The 14,402-nt window shown below is 72.6% G+C and carries 12 protein-coding genes; 9 read left to right on the top strand and 3 right to left on the bottom strand.

The genetic code is table 11. From position 1 onward, the window contains the following. The first annotated feature begins 7 nt into the window (after window positions 1–7). The 7 genes from cydB to FHR82_RS15175 all read left to right on the top strand — a co-directional run bounded on the left by cydB (window position 8) and on the right by FHR82_RS15175 (window position 9,671). Complete coding sequence (cydB, locus tag FHR82_RS15145) at window positions 8–985, top strand: cytochrome d ubiquinol oxidase subunit II (RefSeq protein WP_184811010.1); 978 nt, start codon at window positions 8–10, stop codon at window positions 983–985. Then, window positions 982–4,119: a thiol reductant ABC exporter subunit CydC gene (cydC, locus tag FHR82_RS15150; RefSeq protein WP_184811011.1), complete on the top strand. Its 3,138-nt coding sequence runs from the start codon at window positions 982–984 to the stop codon at window positions 4,117–4,119. Before cydB ends, cydC begins: the two co-directional genes overlap by 4 nt. A gap of 8 nt (window positions 4,120–4,127) precedes the next feature. Continuing rightward, complete coding sequence (locus FHR82_RS15155; RefSeq protein ID WP_184811012.1) at window positions 4,128–5,258, top strand: GAF domain-containing sensor histidine kinase; 1,131 nt, start codon at window positions 4,128–4,130, stop codon at window positions 5,256–5,258. 94 nt (window positions 5,259–5,352) lie between these two features. Further along, complete coding sequence (locus tag FHR82_RS15160; protein WP_184811013.1) at window positions 5,353–6,105, top strand: ABC transporter ATP-binding protein; 753 nt, start codon at window positions 5,353–5,355, stop codon at window positions 6,103–6,105. Continuing rightward, complete coding sequence (locus FHR82_RS15165) at window positions 6,105–8,612, top strand: ABC transporter permease (protein WP_184811014.1); 2,508 nt, start codon at window positions 6,105–6,107, stop codon at window positions 8,610–8,612. The genes FHR82_RS15160 and FHR82_RS15165 overlap by 1 nt, the downstream gene beginning before the upstream one ends. Before the next feature lie 62 nt (window positions 8,613–8,674). Further along, window positions 8,675–9,316 carry a class I SAM-dependent methyltransferase gene (locus tag FHR82_RS15170; protein WP_184811015.1) on the top strand — a complete coding sequence of 214 codons (642 nt, stop codon included), beginning with the start codon at window positions 8,675–8,677 and terminating at the stop codon, window positions 9,314–9,316. Then, the gene (locus tag FHR82_RS15175) at window positions 9,309–9,671 is read left to right on the top strand and encodes a hypothetical protein (protein WP_184811016.1); all 363 of its coding nucleotides are present in this window, start codon (window positions 9,309–9,311) and stop codon (window positions 9,669–9,671) included. Before FHR82_RS15170 ends, FHR82_RS15175 begins: the two co-directional genes overlap by 8 nt. Here FHR82_RS15175 and FHR82_RS15180 read toward each other — a convergent pair whose 3' ends face one another. After that, window positions 9,672–10,304, bottom strand: a complete 633-nt coding sequence (locus FHR82_RS15180; RefSeq protein ID WP_184811017.1) for a response regulator — start codon at window positions 10,302–10,304, stop codon at window positions 9,672–9,674. It abuts the gene before it with no gap. 531 nt (window positions 10,305–10,835) lie between these two features. Beyond that, window positions 10,836–11,759, bottom strand: coding sequence for a type I pantothenate kinase (gene coaA, locus FHR82_RS15185; protein WP_376706422.1), 924 nt, complete (start codon window positions 11,757–11,759; stop codon window positions 10,836–10,838). A gap of 35 nt (window positions 11,760–11,794) precedes the next feature. Between coaA and FHR82_RS15190 the strand changes: the two genes are divergently transcribed. Then, a complete protein-coding gene (locus tag FHR82_RS15190) occupies window positions 11,795–12,304 on the top strand; it encodes a GNAT family N-acetyltransferase (RefSeq protein WP_311771090.1) in 510 nt (169 codons plus the stop codon). A gap of 347 nt (window positions 12,305–12,651) precedes the next feature. Here the strand turns inward: FHR82_RS15190 and FHR82_RS15195 are convergent, their stop codons facing one another. Beyond that, window positions 12,652–13,272, bottom strand: coding sequence for a macro domain-containing protein (locus tag FHR82_RS15195; protein WP_184811019.1), 621 nt, complete (start codon window positions 13,270–13,272; stop codon window positions 12,652–12,654). A 120-nt stretch (window positions 13,273–13,392) separates the two neighbouring features. Here FHR82_RS15195 and pheA point away from each other — a divergent pair, with 120 nt between their 5' ends. After that, window positions 13,393–14,313, top strand: a complete 921-nt coding sequence (pheA, locus tag FHR82_RS15200; RefSeq protein WP_184811020.1) for a prephenate dehydratase — start codon at window positions 13,393–13,395, stop codon at window positions 14,311–14,313. Window positions 14,314–14,402: the final 89 nt, after the last annotated feature.

Raw genomic sequence — 14,402 nt, forward strand, 5'->3', positions numbered from 1 at the left:
GCGTGCGGTGGAGACCTTCTGGTTCGTCGCGATCGCGGCGCTGTGGTTCGGCTACCTGTTCCTCGAGGGGTTCGACTTCGGCGTCGGGATGCTGCTGCGCCTGCTCGGCCGGAGCGAGCGGGACCGGCGCGCGATGCTCACCACGATCGGCCCGGTGTGGGACGGCAACGAGGTGTGGCTGATCGTCGCCGCCGGTGCCACGTTCGCCGCGTTCCCCGGCTGGTACGCGGGGTTGTTCAGCGCCGGCTACCTGCCGATGTTGTTGCTGCTGCTGGCGTTGATCGGCCGCGGCGTCGCGCTCGAGTGGCGCGGCAAGGTCGACACCGACCGGTGGCGGTCGGTGTGGGACACCGTGATCACCGGTGGCTCGCTGGTCGCCACGCTGTGCGTCGGGCTCGTGCTGTCGTGGAACGTGCTGGGACTTCCGTTGGACGCCAACGGGAACCGCGTCGGCTCGCCGTTCGCCGCGCTGCGGTGGGACACGGCACTCGGCGCGCTGGCGGTGACCGGTTTCGCGCTGGTGCACGGCGCGGTGTTCGTGGCGCTGAAGACCGAAGGGCCGCTGCGGCACCGGGCCCGGCGGTTCGCGCTGTCGTTCCTGCCCGTGGGGTTGGCGCCGGTGATGTTGCTCGCGGTGGTGGCGCAGCTGCGGTCGGGTGCGGAGTGGACCTGGCTCGTCGTGTTCGCGGTGCTGGTGGCGGCCGTGTGCGCGTGGGTGTGCCTGGAGGCCAGGCGTGAGGGGCGGGCGTTCGCGTTGCTGGGGGTGGTGCTGAGCGCGGCGGTGCTGGCGTTGTTCGGCGCCCTGTACCCGAACGTCCTGCCGTCCACAGTGGATCCGGCGTACTCGCTGTCCATCGCGGACACGGCGTCCAGTCCGTACACCCTGACGGTCATGACGTGGGTCGCCGGGTTCGGCGCCCCCGCGGTGCTGGTCTACCAGGGCTGGACGTACTGGGTGTTCCGCAAGCGGGTGCTGACGTCATGACTCCGGGACCGTCGGGAGCGGCCGGCCCGCTCGGCGCGCTGCCGCGGCTGTCACGCGCGGCGCGCCGGGCACTCGCCGGGTGCGCCGTGCTGGCGGGGTTCAGCGGTGCCGCACTGGTGGTGCAGGCGTGGGCGCTCGCGTCGGTGATCACGGGGTCCGGCGGACTGGCGGTACTGGTCGGCGCGGTGGTGGCGCGGGCCCTGCTGGTGTGGGTGACGCAGGTGGTGGCGGCCCGCGCCGCGGCGGGCGCGAAGGAGGAACTACGGGCGAGGCTGCTGGACCGTGCGCTGGCGTTGGGTCCGGAGTGGACGGTGCCGCGCGGTCCGGCGCTGACCGTGCTCGCGACGCAGGGTCTGGACGCGCTGGACGACTACTTCACCGTGTACCTGCCCGCGCTGGTCAACGCGGCGGTGCTGCCACTGGGGATCGGGGCGGTGTTGCTGGCAGCGGACTGGCCGTCCGCGCTGGTGGTGGGGTTGACGCTGCCGCTGGTGCCGCTGTTCGCCGCGCTGGTGGGGCTGCGGACGAAGGACCGCGTGGCGGAGGCGTCCGCGACGGAACAGCGAGTGGCGCACCACCTCCGCGAACTGGTGCGGGCCCGGCCGGTGCTGACGGCGTTCCGCCGCGTCGACGCACAGGCCACGACGATCCGCCGGATCTCGGAAGCACAGCGGCATGCCACGATGGGCACGCTGCGGGTGGCCTTCGCGTCGGCGCTGGCGCTGGAACTGGTGGCGACGCTGTCGGTCGCACTGGTGGCGGTGCTCATCGGGCTGCGGCTGATCAGCGGTGACCTGTCGCTCGCGGTGGGGCTGTTCGTGCTGGTCCTGGCCCCGGAGTGCTATCTGCCGCTGCGGCAGGCCGGCGCCGCGCACCACGCCAGCGAGGCGGGCATGCAGGCGGTGCGCGAGATCGCGGAGCTGCCTGACCCGCCGGTGTTCGGCACGGCCGACCCGGTCGGGGAGCTGACGGTGACGGATCTGCGGGTGCGCAGGCGCGAAGGTTTCGCCCCGGACGGGGTGACGTTCACCGCGCGGCGGGGCGAGGTCGTGCACCTGTCGACCCCGAGCGCGTCGGGGAAGTCGACGACCTTCGCGGCGATCCTGGGGTTCGTGGCCCCGGCCTCGGGATCGATCCGCGTCGGCGCCCACGATCTGTCGCACGTGGACATCGACGCGTGGCGGCGCAGGGTCGCGTGGGTACCGCAGACCCCGAGGTTCACCGGCGGGACCGTGCGCGCGGAGGTGGGCGAACTGGCGGCACGGCTCAACCTGGCACACGTGCTGGACCGCGAGATCGCGGAACTGTCCACAGGGGAACGACAGCGGGTGGCGGTGGCCCGCGCGCTGCGCAAGAACGCGGACGTGCTGCTGCTGGACGAGCCAACGGCCCATCAGGACCCGGCGAACGCGGCGAGGGTCCACGAGGCGATAGCGGAGTCGGGCGCGGCGGTGGTGATAGCGAGCCACCGCGCCACGGAAGGCGCGGCGGAACCCACTCCGGTGCGGACGCCGAACTCCACGAACTTGTCGACATATCGACAAGTTCCTCTGCGCACGCTGATCACGCCACGCCTGCTGGCGGGTGCGGCACTGGGCGCGGCAGCGTTGCTGGCGGGGGTGGCGCTGACGGCGACGTCGGCGTGGCTCATCGCGAAGGCAGCCACTCAGCCACCGATTCTGCTGCTGGGTGTGGCGGTGGTGGGCGTGCGCGCGTTCGGCCTGGCACGGGCGGGCCTGCGCTACGCGGAACGCCTGGTCACCCACGACGCGGCGTTCCGCGCCGCGACCGCGCGCCGGGTCAGCCTGTGGCGCACCGCGGACTACCGCCGCCTGACGACGGACGTGGACACCGTCCGCGACCTGACCCCGAGAGTCCTCCTTCCGCCGCTGGTGGCGGCAGTGGTGTGCGTGGCAGCGGTGGTCGTGCAGTCGGCGGTCCTGCCGGCCGCGGGGCTGGCGCTCGCCATCGCGGTCGCTGCGGCCGGCCTGGGTGCACCGGCCGTCGCGCTCGCGGTGGACCGGCACGCGACGAGGGCGTTGTCGGAAGGCCGCCGCCGGGTGGCGGACCGCGTGCTGGCACTGCTGGACGCGGCCCCGGACCTGATCGCGTTCGGCACCCACACACGCCACCGAGCGGAGGTGGCACGAGAGGACGCGGCACTGGCCCGCCAGGCCCGGCGGCAGGCACTGAGCGCGGGCGCGGCGACAGCACTGATCACGCTGAGCCTGGGCCTGGCGAGTGCGGTGGCCCTGTTCCTGGCGAAGGGCGTGGACCCGCTGCTGGTCCCGGTGCTGGCCTTGGTCCCACTGGCCCTGGCGGAGACGTTGACCCCGCTGCCGGTGGCGGCGCGTCAGGCGGCGCCACTGCGTGCGGCGCTCGCTGAGCGCGGCCCTCGGCCCCCCGAAATCCAGCGTAGCGGCGAGGACCGACAGAACAGCCCCGAAACCGCCCGATCCCGCCCTGCGACCCCGAGCGAGAGTCCCATTGGCACGGTCGGGGATCCCTCGATCTCCCCGCGGGAACCGGGGCTCACGTTGCGGGGCGTGGACATCCGGTGGCCCGGCGCCGCCGCACCCACCCTCCGCGACCTCGACCTCGACGTCCCGCCCGGCACCCACCTCGCCGTCGTCGGCCCGTCCGGCGCGGGCAAGTCGACCCTCATCGCGCTCATGGCCGGTCTCCTCCCGGCCGAACGCGGCACGGCCCACCTCCCGGCAACGGCCTGGGTGCCCCAGGAACCGCACCTCGTCGCGACCACCCTCCGGGAGAACCTCCGCATCGCCGACCCCCACGCCACCGACGAGCAGCTCCGCGCCGCGCTGCGGCAGGCCGAGCTCCCCGCCTGGACCGACCGCCTCGACGACGACCCCACCACCGCCTCCGGTGGCGAGGCCCAGCGCATCGCCCTCGCCCGTGCGCTGCTCGCCGACGCCGACCTGCTGCTCCTCGACGAACCCACCGCCCACCTCGACGCGCCGACCGCGGCCCGTGTGCTCGCGAACCTCGAGGGCCGCACGATCGTGCACGTCACCCACCGCGCCGAGGAGGCCGCCGCCGCGGACGCCGTCCTCGACCTGGCCACCCAGGGTCCTTCGTCACGTCGGCGGCCGGCGCGAGGCGGGCTAACCTGAGCCTCACCATGGAACCCGCACTCGCCGCGAAAGCGCTCGGTGCCTCCACCGAGATCGCGACGGCGGCGCTCTCCGGCGAGGACCCGGAGGCGGTGCTGCGCCTCGTCGTCCAGCACGCCGCCGAGCTGGCCGAAGCCGACCTCGGCCTGGTCATGACCCGCGGCGAGGACGGCGCACTCACCGTCGAGGCCGCGCACGGCAGCCCCGGGCCCACCTTCACCGACCCCGTCGGCCTGGTCCTGTCCCCGCGCAGCTCCGCCGCCCGCACCGCGCGCAGCGGGGTCGCCGTCGTCGTCGAGGACGTGGCCGCCGACCCGCGCACCGCCCCGTACGTGCCCCGCGAGCTGCGCACCTTCGGCCCGTTCGCCGCCGCGCCGTTCGGCACCACCCAGCGCAGGCTCGGTGCGCTCACCGTCTACCGCCACCGCGGTGCCCGCCCCTTCACCCAGGCCGCGGTCGAGGTCCTCACCGCGTTCGCCGCGCAGGCCGGGCTCGTCCTCGTGCTCGCCGAGGGCGCCAACGCCCGCGCCCGCCTCACGCTCTACCAGGAACGCGAACGCATCGCCCGCGACCTCCACGACGTGCTCGTCCAGCGCCTCTACGCCGCGGGCATGCAGCTCGACCTGCTCGCCCGCCGCCCGAGCCGCAAGCTCGCCCGGCACGACGCGCAGCGGCTCGCCGACGCCATCGACCAGCTCGACGCCTCCATCGAGGACGTCCGCTCGGTGGTGCGCGCGCTGCGCAACCCGGAACCGGACGACCACGCCACCGACCTCGCCGACTCCGCGCGGACCGAGGTCGCGATCGCCGGTGAGCTGCTCGGCTTCCCGCCCGTGCTGGAGATCGACGGCGACCTGACCGACGTGCCAGCCGCGCTCGCCGACCACGCCCGCGCCGCGCTGCGGGAGGCGCTGTCCAACGTGGTCCGCCACTCCGGCGCGCACCACGTCAACGTCCACATCGGACGCGACGCCGAGCTGCGCCTGGTGGTCGCCGACGACGGCTGCGGCATTCCCGAGGGCGTAACCCACCGCGGCCTCAAGCACCTCGACGAGCGCGCCCGCCAGGCCGGCGGCCGTTCGGTCATCCGGTCCTCGCCCAAGGGCACGACCGTGACCTGGACCGTTCCGCTGGGGTAGGGCTACCCCCACCTCCCATCCGCCGGTCCGCACCAGTGTTCCTCCGGCGCTGATCCGCGAGTCTTCTCCTGTGCGACAAGAGAAGGAGAACACCATGAGCCCCGACGTGGTGCGGCTTACCGACGTGCGGAAGACCTACGGCGGCAGGCGCAACGCCGTGACCGCGCTCGACGGCGTCACCATCGGCTTCCCCAGGGCCACCTTCACGGCGGTGATGGGCCCGTCCGGCTCCGGCAAGAGCACGTTCCTGCACTGTGCCGCCGGACTGGACCGCCCCACCAGCGGGTCCGTCATGCTCGAGGACGAAGAACTGTCGAAGCTCTCCGAGGTCGACCTGACCAAGCTGCGGCGCGACCGCGTCGGGTTCGTCTTCCAGGCCTTCAACCTGCTGCCCGCGTTCTCCGTGCAGGACAACGTGACGCTGCCGCTGCGCCTGGCGGGCAAGCGCGTCAAGGCCGAGGTCGTCGACCGCGTGCTGGCGCAGGTCGGGCTCGCCGAGCGCCGCAAGCACCTGCCCGGCGAGCTGTCCGGCGGCCAGCAGCAGCGCGTCGCGATCGCCCGCGCGCTGATCACCCGCCCGGCCGTCATGTTCGCCGACGAGCCCACCGGCGCCCTCGACACCCGCACCGCCCGCGAGGTGCTGAACCTGCTGCGCGCGTCGGTCGACCAGGTCGGTCAGACCGTTGTCATGGTGACCCACGACCCGGTCGCCGCGTCCTACGCCGACCGGGTCGTGTTCCTCGCCGACGGCAAGCTCGTCGGTGAGCTGAACCGCCCGACCGCCGAGGCCGTCGCCGAGCGCATGACGCACCTCGGCGCGTGGGCCGAGTCCGCGGGGGTGCGGTGATGTTGCGGATCGCGTTGCGGACACTGCGGTTCCGCAAGGGCGCGTTCGTCGCGACGTTCCTCGCGATGACGTTCGGCGCCGTGCTGGTGCTCGCCTGCGCCGGGCTGATGGAGACGGGCATCCGGGGCGACATCCCGCCCCAGCGGCTCGCGGCCGCGCAGTACGTGGTGACCGGCAGCCAGACGTGGGCGCTGCCGAAGGAGAACCCGGCCGACCCGGAGGAGGACAGCGAGGCCGCGTTCCTGCCGGAACGCGTGCGGCTGTCGGACGAGCTGGTCGGCGAGGTGTCGCGGGTGCCGGGGGTGGCGGCCGCGGTGGGAGAGGTGTCGGTACCGGTGCTGGCGGGCCAGCAACGGGTGGACGCGTACGGATGGGGGTCGGCGTCGCTGACACCGGTGTCGCTGGTGTCGGGGGAGGCACCCGCGACGGGGGAGGTCGTGCTCGGCCAGGGGGCAGGCACGACCGTCGGTGAGCGGGTCGAGCTGGTCGTGCGGGGGAGCGCGGAGACGTTCACGGTGTCCGGCCTCGTGCCGGAGGACGCCGTGTACTTCGCCGACGACCAGGTCGCCGCCCTTGCCGGGCATGCGGGCACGGTCGACCTGATCGGCGTGCACACGTCACCGGGCGCCGACCAGGCCGCGGTGTCCGACGCGATCGGCAAGCTGCTGCCCGGCCGGAACGCGACCCTGCTCGCCGGGGAGGAGCGCGGGCTCGCCGAGTTCGCCGACGCCGAGAAGGCGAGCGAGAACCTGATCGTGCTGTCCGCGGTGTTCGGTGGCCTCGCGACGATGGTCATGCTGTTCGTGGTGTCCACGACGCTGGGCCTGTCGATCCAGCAGCGGCAGCGCGAGCTGGCCCTGCTGCGGGCGGTCGGCACCACACCGGGCCAGCTGCGGCGCATGGTGATCGGCGAGGCGCTGTTCATGGCGGTGTTCGCGGCCGGTGCCGGGCTGCTGCTCGGCGGCCTGTTCGGCGAGTGGCTGTTCGACCGGCTGGCGGACAACGGGATCGTGCCCACGGCGATGGTCCACTCGTCCGGCTGGCTCCCAATGGTCGTGGCGTCCGGCGCGGTGCTGCTCGGGTCGTTCTTCGGTGCGCTGATCGCCGGTCGCAAGGCCGCGAAGACCCGGCCGACCGAGGCACTCGCGGACGCCGCGATCCAGCGGAAGTGGCTGTCGTGGGTGCGGGTCGTGCTGGCGGTGCTCGCGTTCGGCGGCGGGATCGCGCTGTTCATCGTGACGGTCGCGGTGATGACCGGCCCGATCGCGGCGAGCACGGCAGGCCCCTCGGTGATGCTGTGGGCGATCGCGCTGGCGCTGGTGTCGCCGGGCGTCACGAAGGTCCTCCTGGCGGTGCTGCGGTGGCCGGTGCGGGCGTTCGCCGGGACCGCCGGTTACCTGGCGACGCTGTCGACGAAGACCCGCGCGGTGCGGGTGGCGGCCGTGGTCACGCCGATCATGCTGGCCACCGGCATGGCCACGGCGAACATCTACCTGCAGACCACGTCGGTGGAGGTCGCCAACGCGGCGTTCACGGACAACCTGCGGGCCGACCTGGTGCTGACCTCCGCGACCGGCGGCATCCCGTCCGGTGTGGTCGACGAGGTCCGGTCGGTGCCCGGCGTGCGCGCCGCGTCCGAGTTCGCGACGAGCACGGTGTTCGTGGCGAAGCCCTACGACTCGTCGCTGTCCGAGGACGGCTGGCCGGTGCAGGGTGTCACCGGCCCGGCCGCCGCCGAGACGACCGCGGTCACCCCGTCGTCGGGTTCGCTCGCGGACCTGACCGGCAACACGGTGGCGCTGCCTGCCGAACACGCGGCGACGCTGGGCAAGGCCGTCGGCGACACGATCACCGTCGCGATGGGCGACCGCGCCGAGGTGCCGGTGGAGATCGTCGCGCTGTACCCGGCGAAGGAGGGCTTCGAGATGCTGCTGATGCCCGCGTCGCTGGTCGCCGAGCACACGACCGAGGGCCTGCCGTCGCAGATCGTGATCCGCACGGACGACCCGGCCGCGGTGACCGCCGCGCTGGGGTCGGTGGTGGCCGAACACCCCGGCCTGTCGGTGGTGGACCGCGACGCGCTCGTGTCGGGGTTCGCGAAGGACCAGGAACTCGGCGCGTGGATCAACTACCTGATGGCCGGGATGATCATCGCCTACACCGCGATCTCGGTGGTGAACAGCCTGGTCATGTCGACCGGCGCGCGGCGCCGCGAGTTCGGCCTGCAGCGCCTGACCGGCTCCACGCGCGGGCAGGTGCTGCGCATGATGATGGTCGAGGCAGGCATGGCCACGGTCATCGGCGTGGCGCTCGGCACGCTGGTCGCCGGCATGACGCTGATGCCGTTCACGCTGGTCACGGACGGCTCGATCCTGCCGAAGGGCCCGATCGAGGTGTACCTGAGCGTGGTCGGCGCGGCGGCACTGCTCGCCTTCGGCTCGACCCTGGTGTCCACCTGGGCGGGCCTGCGGTCCCGGCCCGTTGAGGCGGCTGTCGCACCCGCCTGACGCGGCCGAAGCACTGCGGGCGGTCCCACCCGGGGCCGCCCGCAGTCGCGTTACCGTGGCCCGTGGCGGATTTCCTGGATGACACAAGGCGTTCCTACGACACCACGGCCGACGACTACGCGACCTGGATCCAGGACGAGCTGGCGGCCAAACCGGTCGACCGTGCGGTGCTGGCCGTGTTCGCCGAGGTGGTGCGCGGCCCGGTCGCGGACGTCGGCTGCGGCACGGGCCGCATCACCGCCCACCTCCACGACCTCGGCGTCGAGATCTCGGGCGTCGACCTGTCGCCGGGCATGCTGACCGCCGCCCGCCGCACGTACCCGCACCTGCGCTTCACCGAGGCCACGATGACCGCGCTGCCGATCGACGACCACGTGCTCGGCGGCGTGGTGGCCTGGTACTCGACCATCCATGTCCCCGACGACCACCTCCCCGCGGCGCTGGCGGAGTTCCGCCGCGTCCTGCGCCCCGGCGGCCACCTGCAGCTGGCGTTCCAGTCCGGCACCGGCACCGAGCACCGCACCAGGGCAGGCGGCCACGAGGTGGCGCTGACCTTCCACCACCGCGAACCCGCCCGCATGGCAGACCTGTTGCGCGACAACGGCTTCACCGTGCAGGCACAGCTGCTCCGCGAACCCGACCTCGACGGCCCGTACCCGGAGAACACCCCGCAGGTCTACGTCCTAGCCTTCGCACATGGCTGACAGACCCACTGAGGTGTGGCGTGCGGACGTGGCGGAGGACCCGGACCTCGCCGACCTGTACCCCGAGTCCCTGATCCTGCGCACCGACGAGGTGCTCGCCGAGTTCGAGGTCGAGGTGGCCGACTTCGAGGCGCCGTCCGACGACGACGTGTTCTCGGCAGTCGAGAACGTCGTACTCGCACTGAACGCCGTGAACGAGGAGCACGACGAGATCGGGTACGAGACCGACGAACGTGAGCTGCTCTGCGCCTACATCGACGGCACCCTCACCGAGGCCGGGATCGATGTGGCGGCCCTGGCCGCGCGCCGAGGTCTCGGCCAGTACGAGATCACCGACAAGTGGCGCGAGTGGTGATCAGCGGTGCGGGCGGCGCGCGATCCACGCCACCGCCTGCGTCCGCCGCTCCATGCCGAGCTTCGCGAGCACCGACGTCACGTAGTTCTTGACGGTCTTCTCCGCCAGGAACAGCCGTTCCGCGATCTGCCGGTTCGACAGGCCCTCGCCCATCAGCTCCAGCACCGCCCGCTCCCGCTCGGTGAGCGCGGCCAGGTCGTCGGTCTCCGCGTCCTTGCGCATGCGGTCCAGCACGCGTGCCGTCGTCACCGGGTCCAGCAGCGACCGCCCGGCCGCGACCTCCCGCACCGCGTCGACCAGCTCCTGCCCGCGCACCTGCTTCAGCAGGTACCCGGACGCGCCCGCCATGATCGCCTCGACCAGCGCGCGCTCGTCGTCGAACGCGGTCAGCACCAGGCACCGCGGCGGCGGGGCCAGCTGCCGCAGCGCACGGCACAGCTGCACCCCGTCGCCGTCCGGCAGGCGCATGTCGACCACCACGACGTCCGGCAACGTCGCACCGACGCGTGCCAGCGCCTCCTCGACGCTCCCGGCCTCGGCCACCACCTCGATGCCGGGCTCGCCGCCGAGCAGGTCACGCAGCCCGCGCCGCACCACCTCGTGGTCGTCGACGAGCGCCACCCTCACGGCCATGCCGTCAGACTATTGCGTGCTACTGCGCGACGACCTCCAGCATCGCCCGCAGCTTCCCGATCACCCACCGGTTGCCGTCCAGCTGGACCGCGCCGTCACCCGCGCGCCCCCACATCCACCGCAGCACCGCGCCCGGCTCCCGAACACGCCTGCCTCCGGGTCGGACTCGCCACGCACCACCGTGACCTCGGCCGGACCGAGCTGAACCTGCCGGCCCGCGCCCTCGGTCGCGATCTGCACGGTCCGCCCGTCGCACTCGCCGAGGTGCTCACCGAGCTCGTCCGGGTACTCCTGCGGCGTGTACGCGAGGAAGCACGTCAGCAGCTCGTCGATGCCGTCCTCCGCGAGGTCCGCGGGGATCGGGTCGTGGTCGACGCCGGCCGCCAGCTCCGCGCTGTGCGCAGGCCCTCAATCCGGCGTCTTCCTCCCTGCGCTGCTCACTCGCTCGTGGCCGAGCTCCCTGCGCTGCTCGCTCAGTCCAGACGCCGGCGGGCCTGCGCGCTGGATTGGCTCGCTCCGCGCGGGCGCTGGTCAGAGTTTGCGTAGTCGCACTCGGGAGATCCGGTGGTCGGCGTCCTTCCGCAACACCAGCGAGGCCCTCGGCCGCGTCGGCAGGATGTTCCGCACCAGGTTCGGCTCGTTGATCTTCTGCCACAGCTTCGCCGCCTCGGCACGCGCCTCGTCGTCGGTCAGCCCGGCGTAGTGGTGGAAGTGCGAGTCCGGGTCGGCGAACGCCGTGTCGCGCAACGTGAGGAACCGCTCCACGTACCAGCGCGCGATGTCCTCGGTGTGCGCGTCGACGTAGATCGAGAAGTCGAACAGGTCCGCCACGGTCAGTCCCTGCCCGGGCAGCAGCACGTTCAGGCCCTCGATGATGAGGATGTCCGGCTTGCGCACGACCTGCGCCTCATCGGGCACGATGTCGTACGCGAGGTGCGAGTACACCGGCGCGTGCACCTCGGGCGCGCCGGACTTCACGTCCGACACGAACCGCAGCAGGCTGCGCCGGTCGTAGCTCTCGGGGAACCCCTTGCGGCTCATCATGCCGCGCCGGATCAGGTCCGCCTTCGGCCACAAGAAACCGTCGGTGGTCACGAGGTCCACGTGTGGGTGATCCGGCCAGCGCGCCAGCAGTGTCCGCAGTAGCCGCGCGGTGGTCGACTTGCCGACGGCGACGCTGCCCGCGATCCCGATCACGAACGGCACCTGCTGCGCGGTCTCGCCGAGGAACGACGTGGTGTCCGCGTACAGCCGCTGGTGGGCGGCGACCCGCAGGCTGATCAGGCGCGACAGCGGCAGGTAGACGTCGACGACCTCGTCGAGGTCCACGGGGTCGCCGAGCCCGCGGAGGCTGACCAGCTCGTCGAGGGTGAGAGTCAGGGGCGTGGCGCGTCGCAGCCCTCGCCACTGGTCGCGACGCAGCTCCACGTACGGGCTGAGGTCGCGGGTCTTCACCGCCACGTCAACAAACGTTAGGTGTTCGTGGCACCGTGAGCACTGTGACGCACTACACGCTCCGGCCGCTCACCCCGGCCGACAAGCCCGTGGTCACCCCGGTCCTCGTGCGCGAATGGGGAGCGACGCAGGTCGTGGCCCTGTCCCTCGGCGGCGTGGTCGACGCCTCGGAGCTGCCCGGATGGGTCGCGGAGTCGGACGGCGAGGTCGTGGGACTGCTCACGTACCTCGTTCGCGGCGAGGTGGCCGAGCTGGTGACGATCAACGCGTTCGCGGGTGGCGGTGTCGGGGCGGCCCTGCTGGCGGAACTGGTCGAGCACTGCCGGACGAACGGGGTCCGCCGGATCGCCGTGACCACCACCAACGACAACACCAGGGCGCTGCGCTTCTACCAGCGCGCGGGCTTCCACCTGTCCGCGCTGCGCCCGGGGGCCGTCACCGAGGCCAGAAGAAGCAAACCGGAAATCCCCGAACTCGGCGAGGACGACATTCCCATCCGGGACGAGCTGGAACTGACCATGGCATTGACTGTGGAATTGCCATAAAAAGGGAGCCGCGAGAGGTTCCTTTTCTCAGCAGTTGACCAATCCTGGAATTCGAGCCGGACGTTGAAGCGCCGGTCCCTGCTCGTGCTGGCGCTGGCAGCCCTGACCCGCCTACGCGCGTGTTCCGCCGAGCACTGGCCGCCTCGGCAGCGGGTGTCGTCGCCGGACGGGCTTTGCCTCCGGCGGCTCCTCGCCGGAGGGGCAGGTCTCCGGAATGGCGCCTTTCACGGCATACCAGCCCACCCCGGTACGACGATCACCGTCGGCTTGGCCGGACCCCGCCGCAGGACCCGGCAACTGTTGGTGGACACAGCACTGGCACTCCTGCCCGGTGTGGACGCGGTCCGTCACTGACCGGGCGTGCGTGGGGCGAACACCTCGTCCCACGCGGCCATGACCTGCCTGGCGCACACCTCGGGCGGCACGCCGCCGATCCCGGTGCCCAGGCCCGGCATGGCGATGGTCGACACCACCGAGCGCACCGGTCTGCCGTCTTCGAGCCTGCCCTCGCGCCACATCCGGAACACCGCGCGTGCCGCGAGGTACGGGTGCACCGTGTCCTGCGGCAGGCGCTCACCCGGCTCCCGCATCGTCGGCGCGCTGATCAGCCACGCGGGTGCCGCCAGGTCGGTCGGCACGATCACCGCCTGGCCGACCGGGAGCTCACCGCCGTGGTAGGCCAGCACAGCGCTGCGCACGTGCTGTTCGATCGCCGGGAACGTGCTCGCGTACACCGCGTCGATGCCGCCGCGCATCCACCCGTACGAGTTAGCCGGGCTCACCACCGCGTCGGCAGGCACGTCCAGCGTGGAGCCACGGTGCGTGTACACCTCGCGCCGCCCGTCCGCGGCCGACTCCCACGCCCCTGCCAGGGCGTCTTCGACAGCGCACAGGACAAGTCGAAGCGGTTCCTTCGTCCCGGTACCCGCTTGCGAAGCCTCTTCGGCGGCGGTCACGGGTTTCAGCATGGCACTGGAAGGCACCGCGCGTAACCGCTATCTGGTAACTGGCAGCACCGTCCAGGTTAAGTCTCGGTGCACCCGATCGGGCGCAGCGGCAACGCAGAGCTGCGGGGTTAGGGTGGCGTCGTGGCGAGCATCGCGTACTTCGGACCGCAGGGGACCTTCTCCGAGCAGGCCGCGCTCGCGGCGAACCGCCCGGACCACACGCTCGTGCCGGAGGCGACCGTGCCCGAGGCGCTCGCCGCGGTCCGGCACGGCCACGCCGACCTCGCGTGCGTGCCGGTGGAGAACTCGGTCGAGGGCGCGGTGTCGGCCACCATGGACGCCCTCGCCGTCGACGAGCCGCTGGTCGCGATCGCCGAGATCGTGCTGCCGGTCAGGTTCTCGCTGCTCGCGAAGCCCGGCACGGAGCTGGGCGACATCACGTCCGTGGCGAGCCACCCGCACGCGCTCGCGCAGGTCCAGGGCTGGCTCGCGAAACACCTCAGCCACGCCACCCAGCTCGCGGCGACCTCAACGGCCGCCGCCGCGGTCGGCGTGCTCGACGGCCAGTGCGGCGCCGCGATCACCGCGCCCGTCGCCGCCGACCACTACGACCTCGAGGTGCTGGAGACCGGCATCGCGGACGTCGACGACGCGGTCACCCGCTTCCTCCTGCTCCAGCGCCCCGGCGCGCTCCCGGCGCCGACCGGCTCGGACCGCACGTCGATCGTGGCCGTCGCCGCCTACCAGCGCACCGGCGTGCTCGCCGAGATGCTCACCGAGCTGGCGCTGCGTGGCATCAACCTGAGCCGCATCGAGTCCCGCCCGATGAAGGGCCGCCTCGGCGAGTACCGCTTCTACCTGGACTTCGACGGGCACGTGGCGGAGCAGCGGATCGCCGACGCGCTCGCCGCGCTGCACCGCCGCTGCCACGAGGTCCGCTTCCTGGGCTCCTACCCGAAGGCCGACGGCACACCGACCCTCGCGGGCACCGACAACGCCGACGCGGACTACGCCGCAGCCGCGAGCTGGGTCACGAAGGTCCAGCAGGGCCGCACCGGTTAGGCGTCCGCGCTGAGCCCCTCACCTTCTCCTCGCGGCATAAACGGAGCGAAATTGTCGGTGCTCCGGTCTACAGTGCGCGGCGGCACACC

The sequence above is a fragment of the Actinophytocola algeriensis genome (assembly GCF_014203735.1).
In the GTDB taxonomy this organism is placed as follows: domain Bacteria; phylum Actinomycetota; class Actinomycetes; order Mycobacteriales; family Pseudonocardiaceae; genus Actinophytocola; species Actinophytocola algeriensis.

What these genes read in the sequence shown, in the direction of transcription:
- cydC (WP_184811011.1), top strand. Translation starts at nt 982, where the DNA reads ATGACTCCGGGACCGTCGGGAGCGGCCGGCCCGCTCGGCGCGCTGCCG.
- FHR82_RS15155 (WP_184811012.1), top strand. Translation starts at nt 4,128, where the DNA reads ATGGAACCCGCACTCGCCGCGAAAGCGCTCGGTGCCTCCACCGAGATC.
- FHR82_RS15160 (WP_184811013.1), top strand. Translation starts at nt 5,353, where the DNA reads ATGAGCCCCGACGTGGTGCGGCTTACCGACGTGCGGAAGACCTACGGC.
- FHR82_RS15165 (WP_184811014.1), top strand. Translation starts at nt 6,105, where the DNA reads ATGTTGCGGATCGCGTTGCGGACACTGCGGTTCCGCAAGGGCGCGTTC.
- FHR82_RS15175 (WP_184811016.1), top strand. Translation starts at nt 9,309, where the DNA reads ATGGCTGACAGACCCACTGAGGTGTGGCGTGCGGACGTGGCGGAGGAC.
- FHR82_RS15180 (WP_184811017.1), bottom strand. Translation starts at nt 10,304, where the DNA reads ATGGCCGTGAGGGTGGCGCTCGTCGACGACCACGAGGTGGTGCGGCGC.
- FHR82_RS15195 (WP_184811019.1), bottom strand. Translation starts at nt 13,272, where the DNA reads ATGCTGAAACCCGTGACCGCCGCCGAAGAGGCTTCGCAAGCGGGTACC.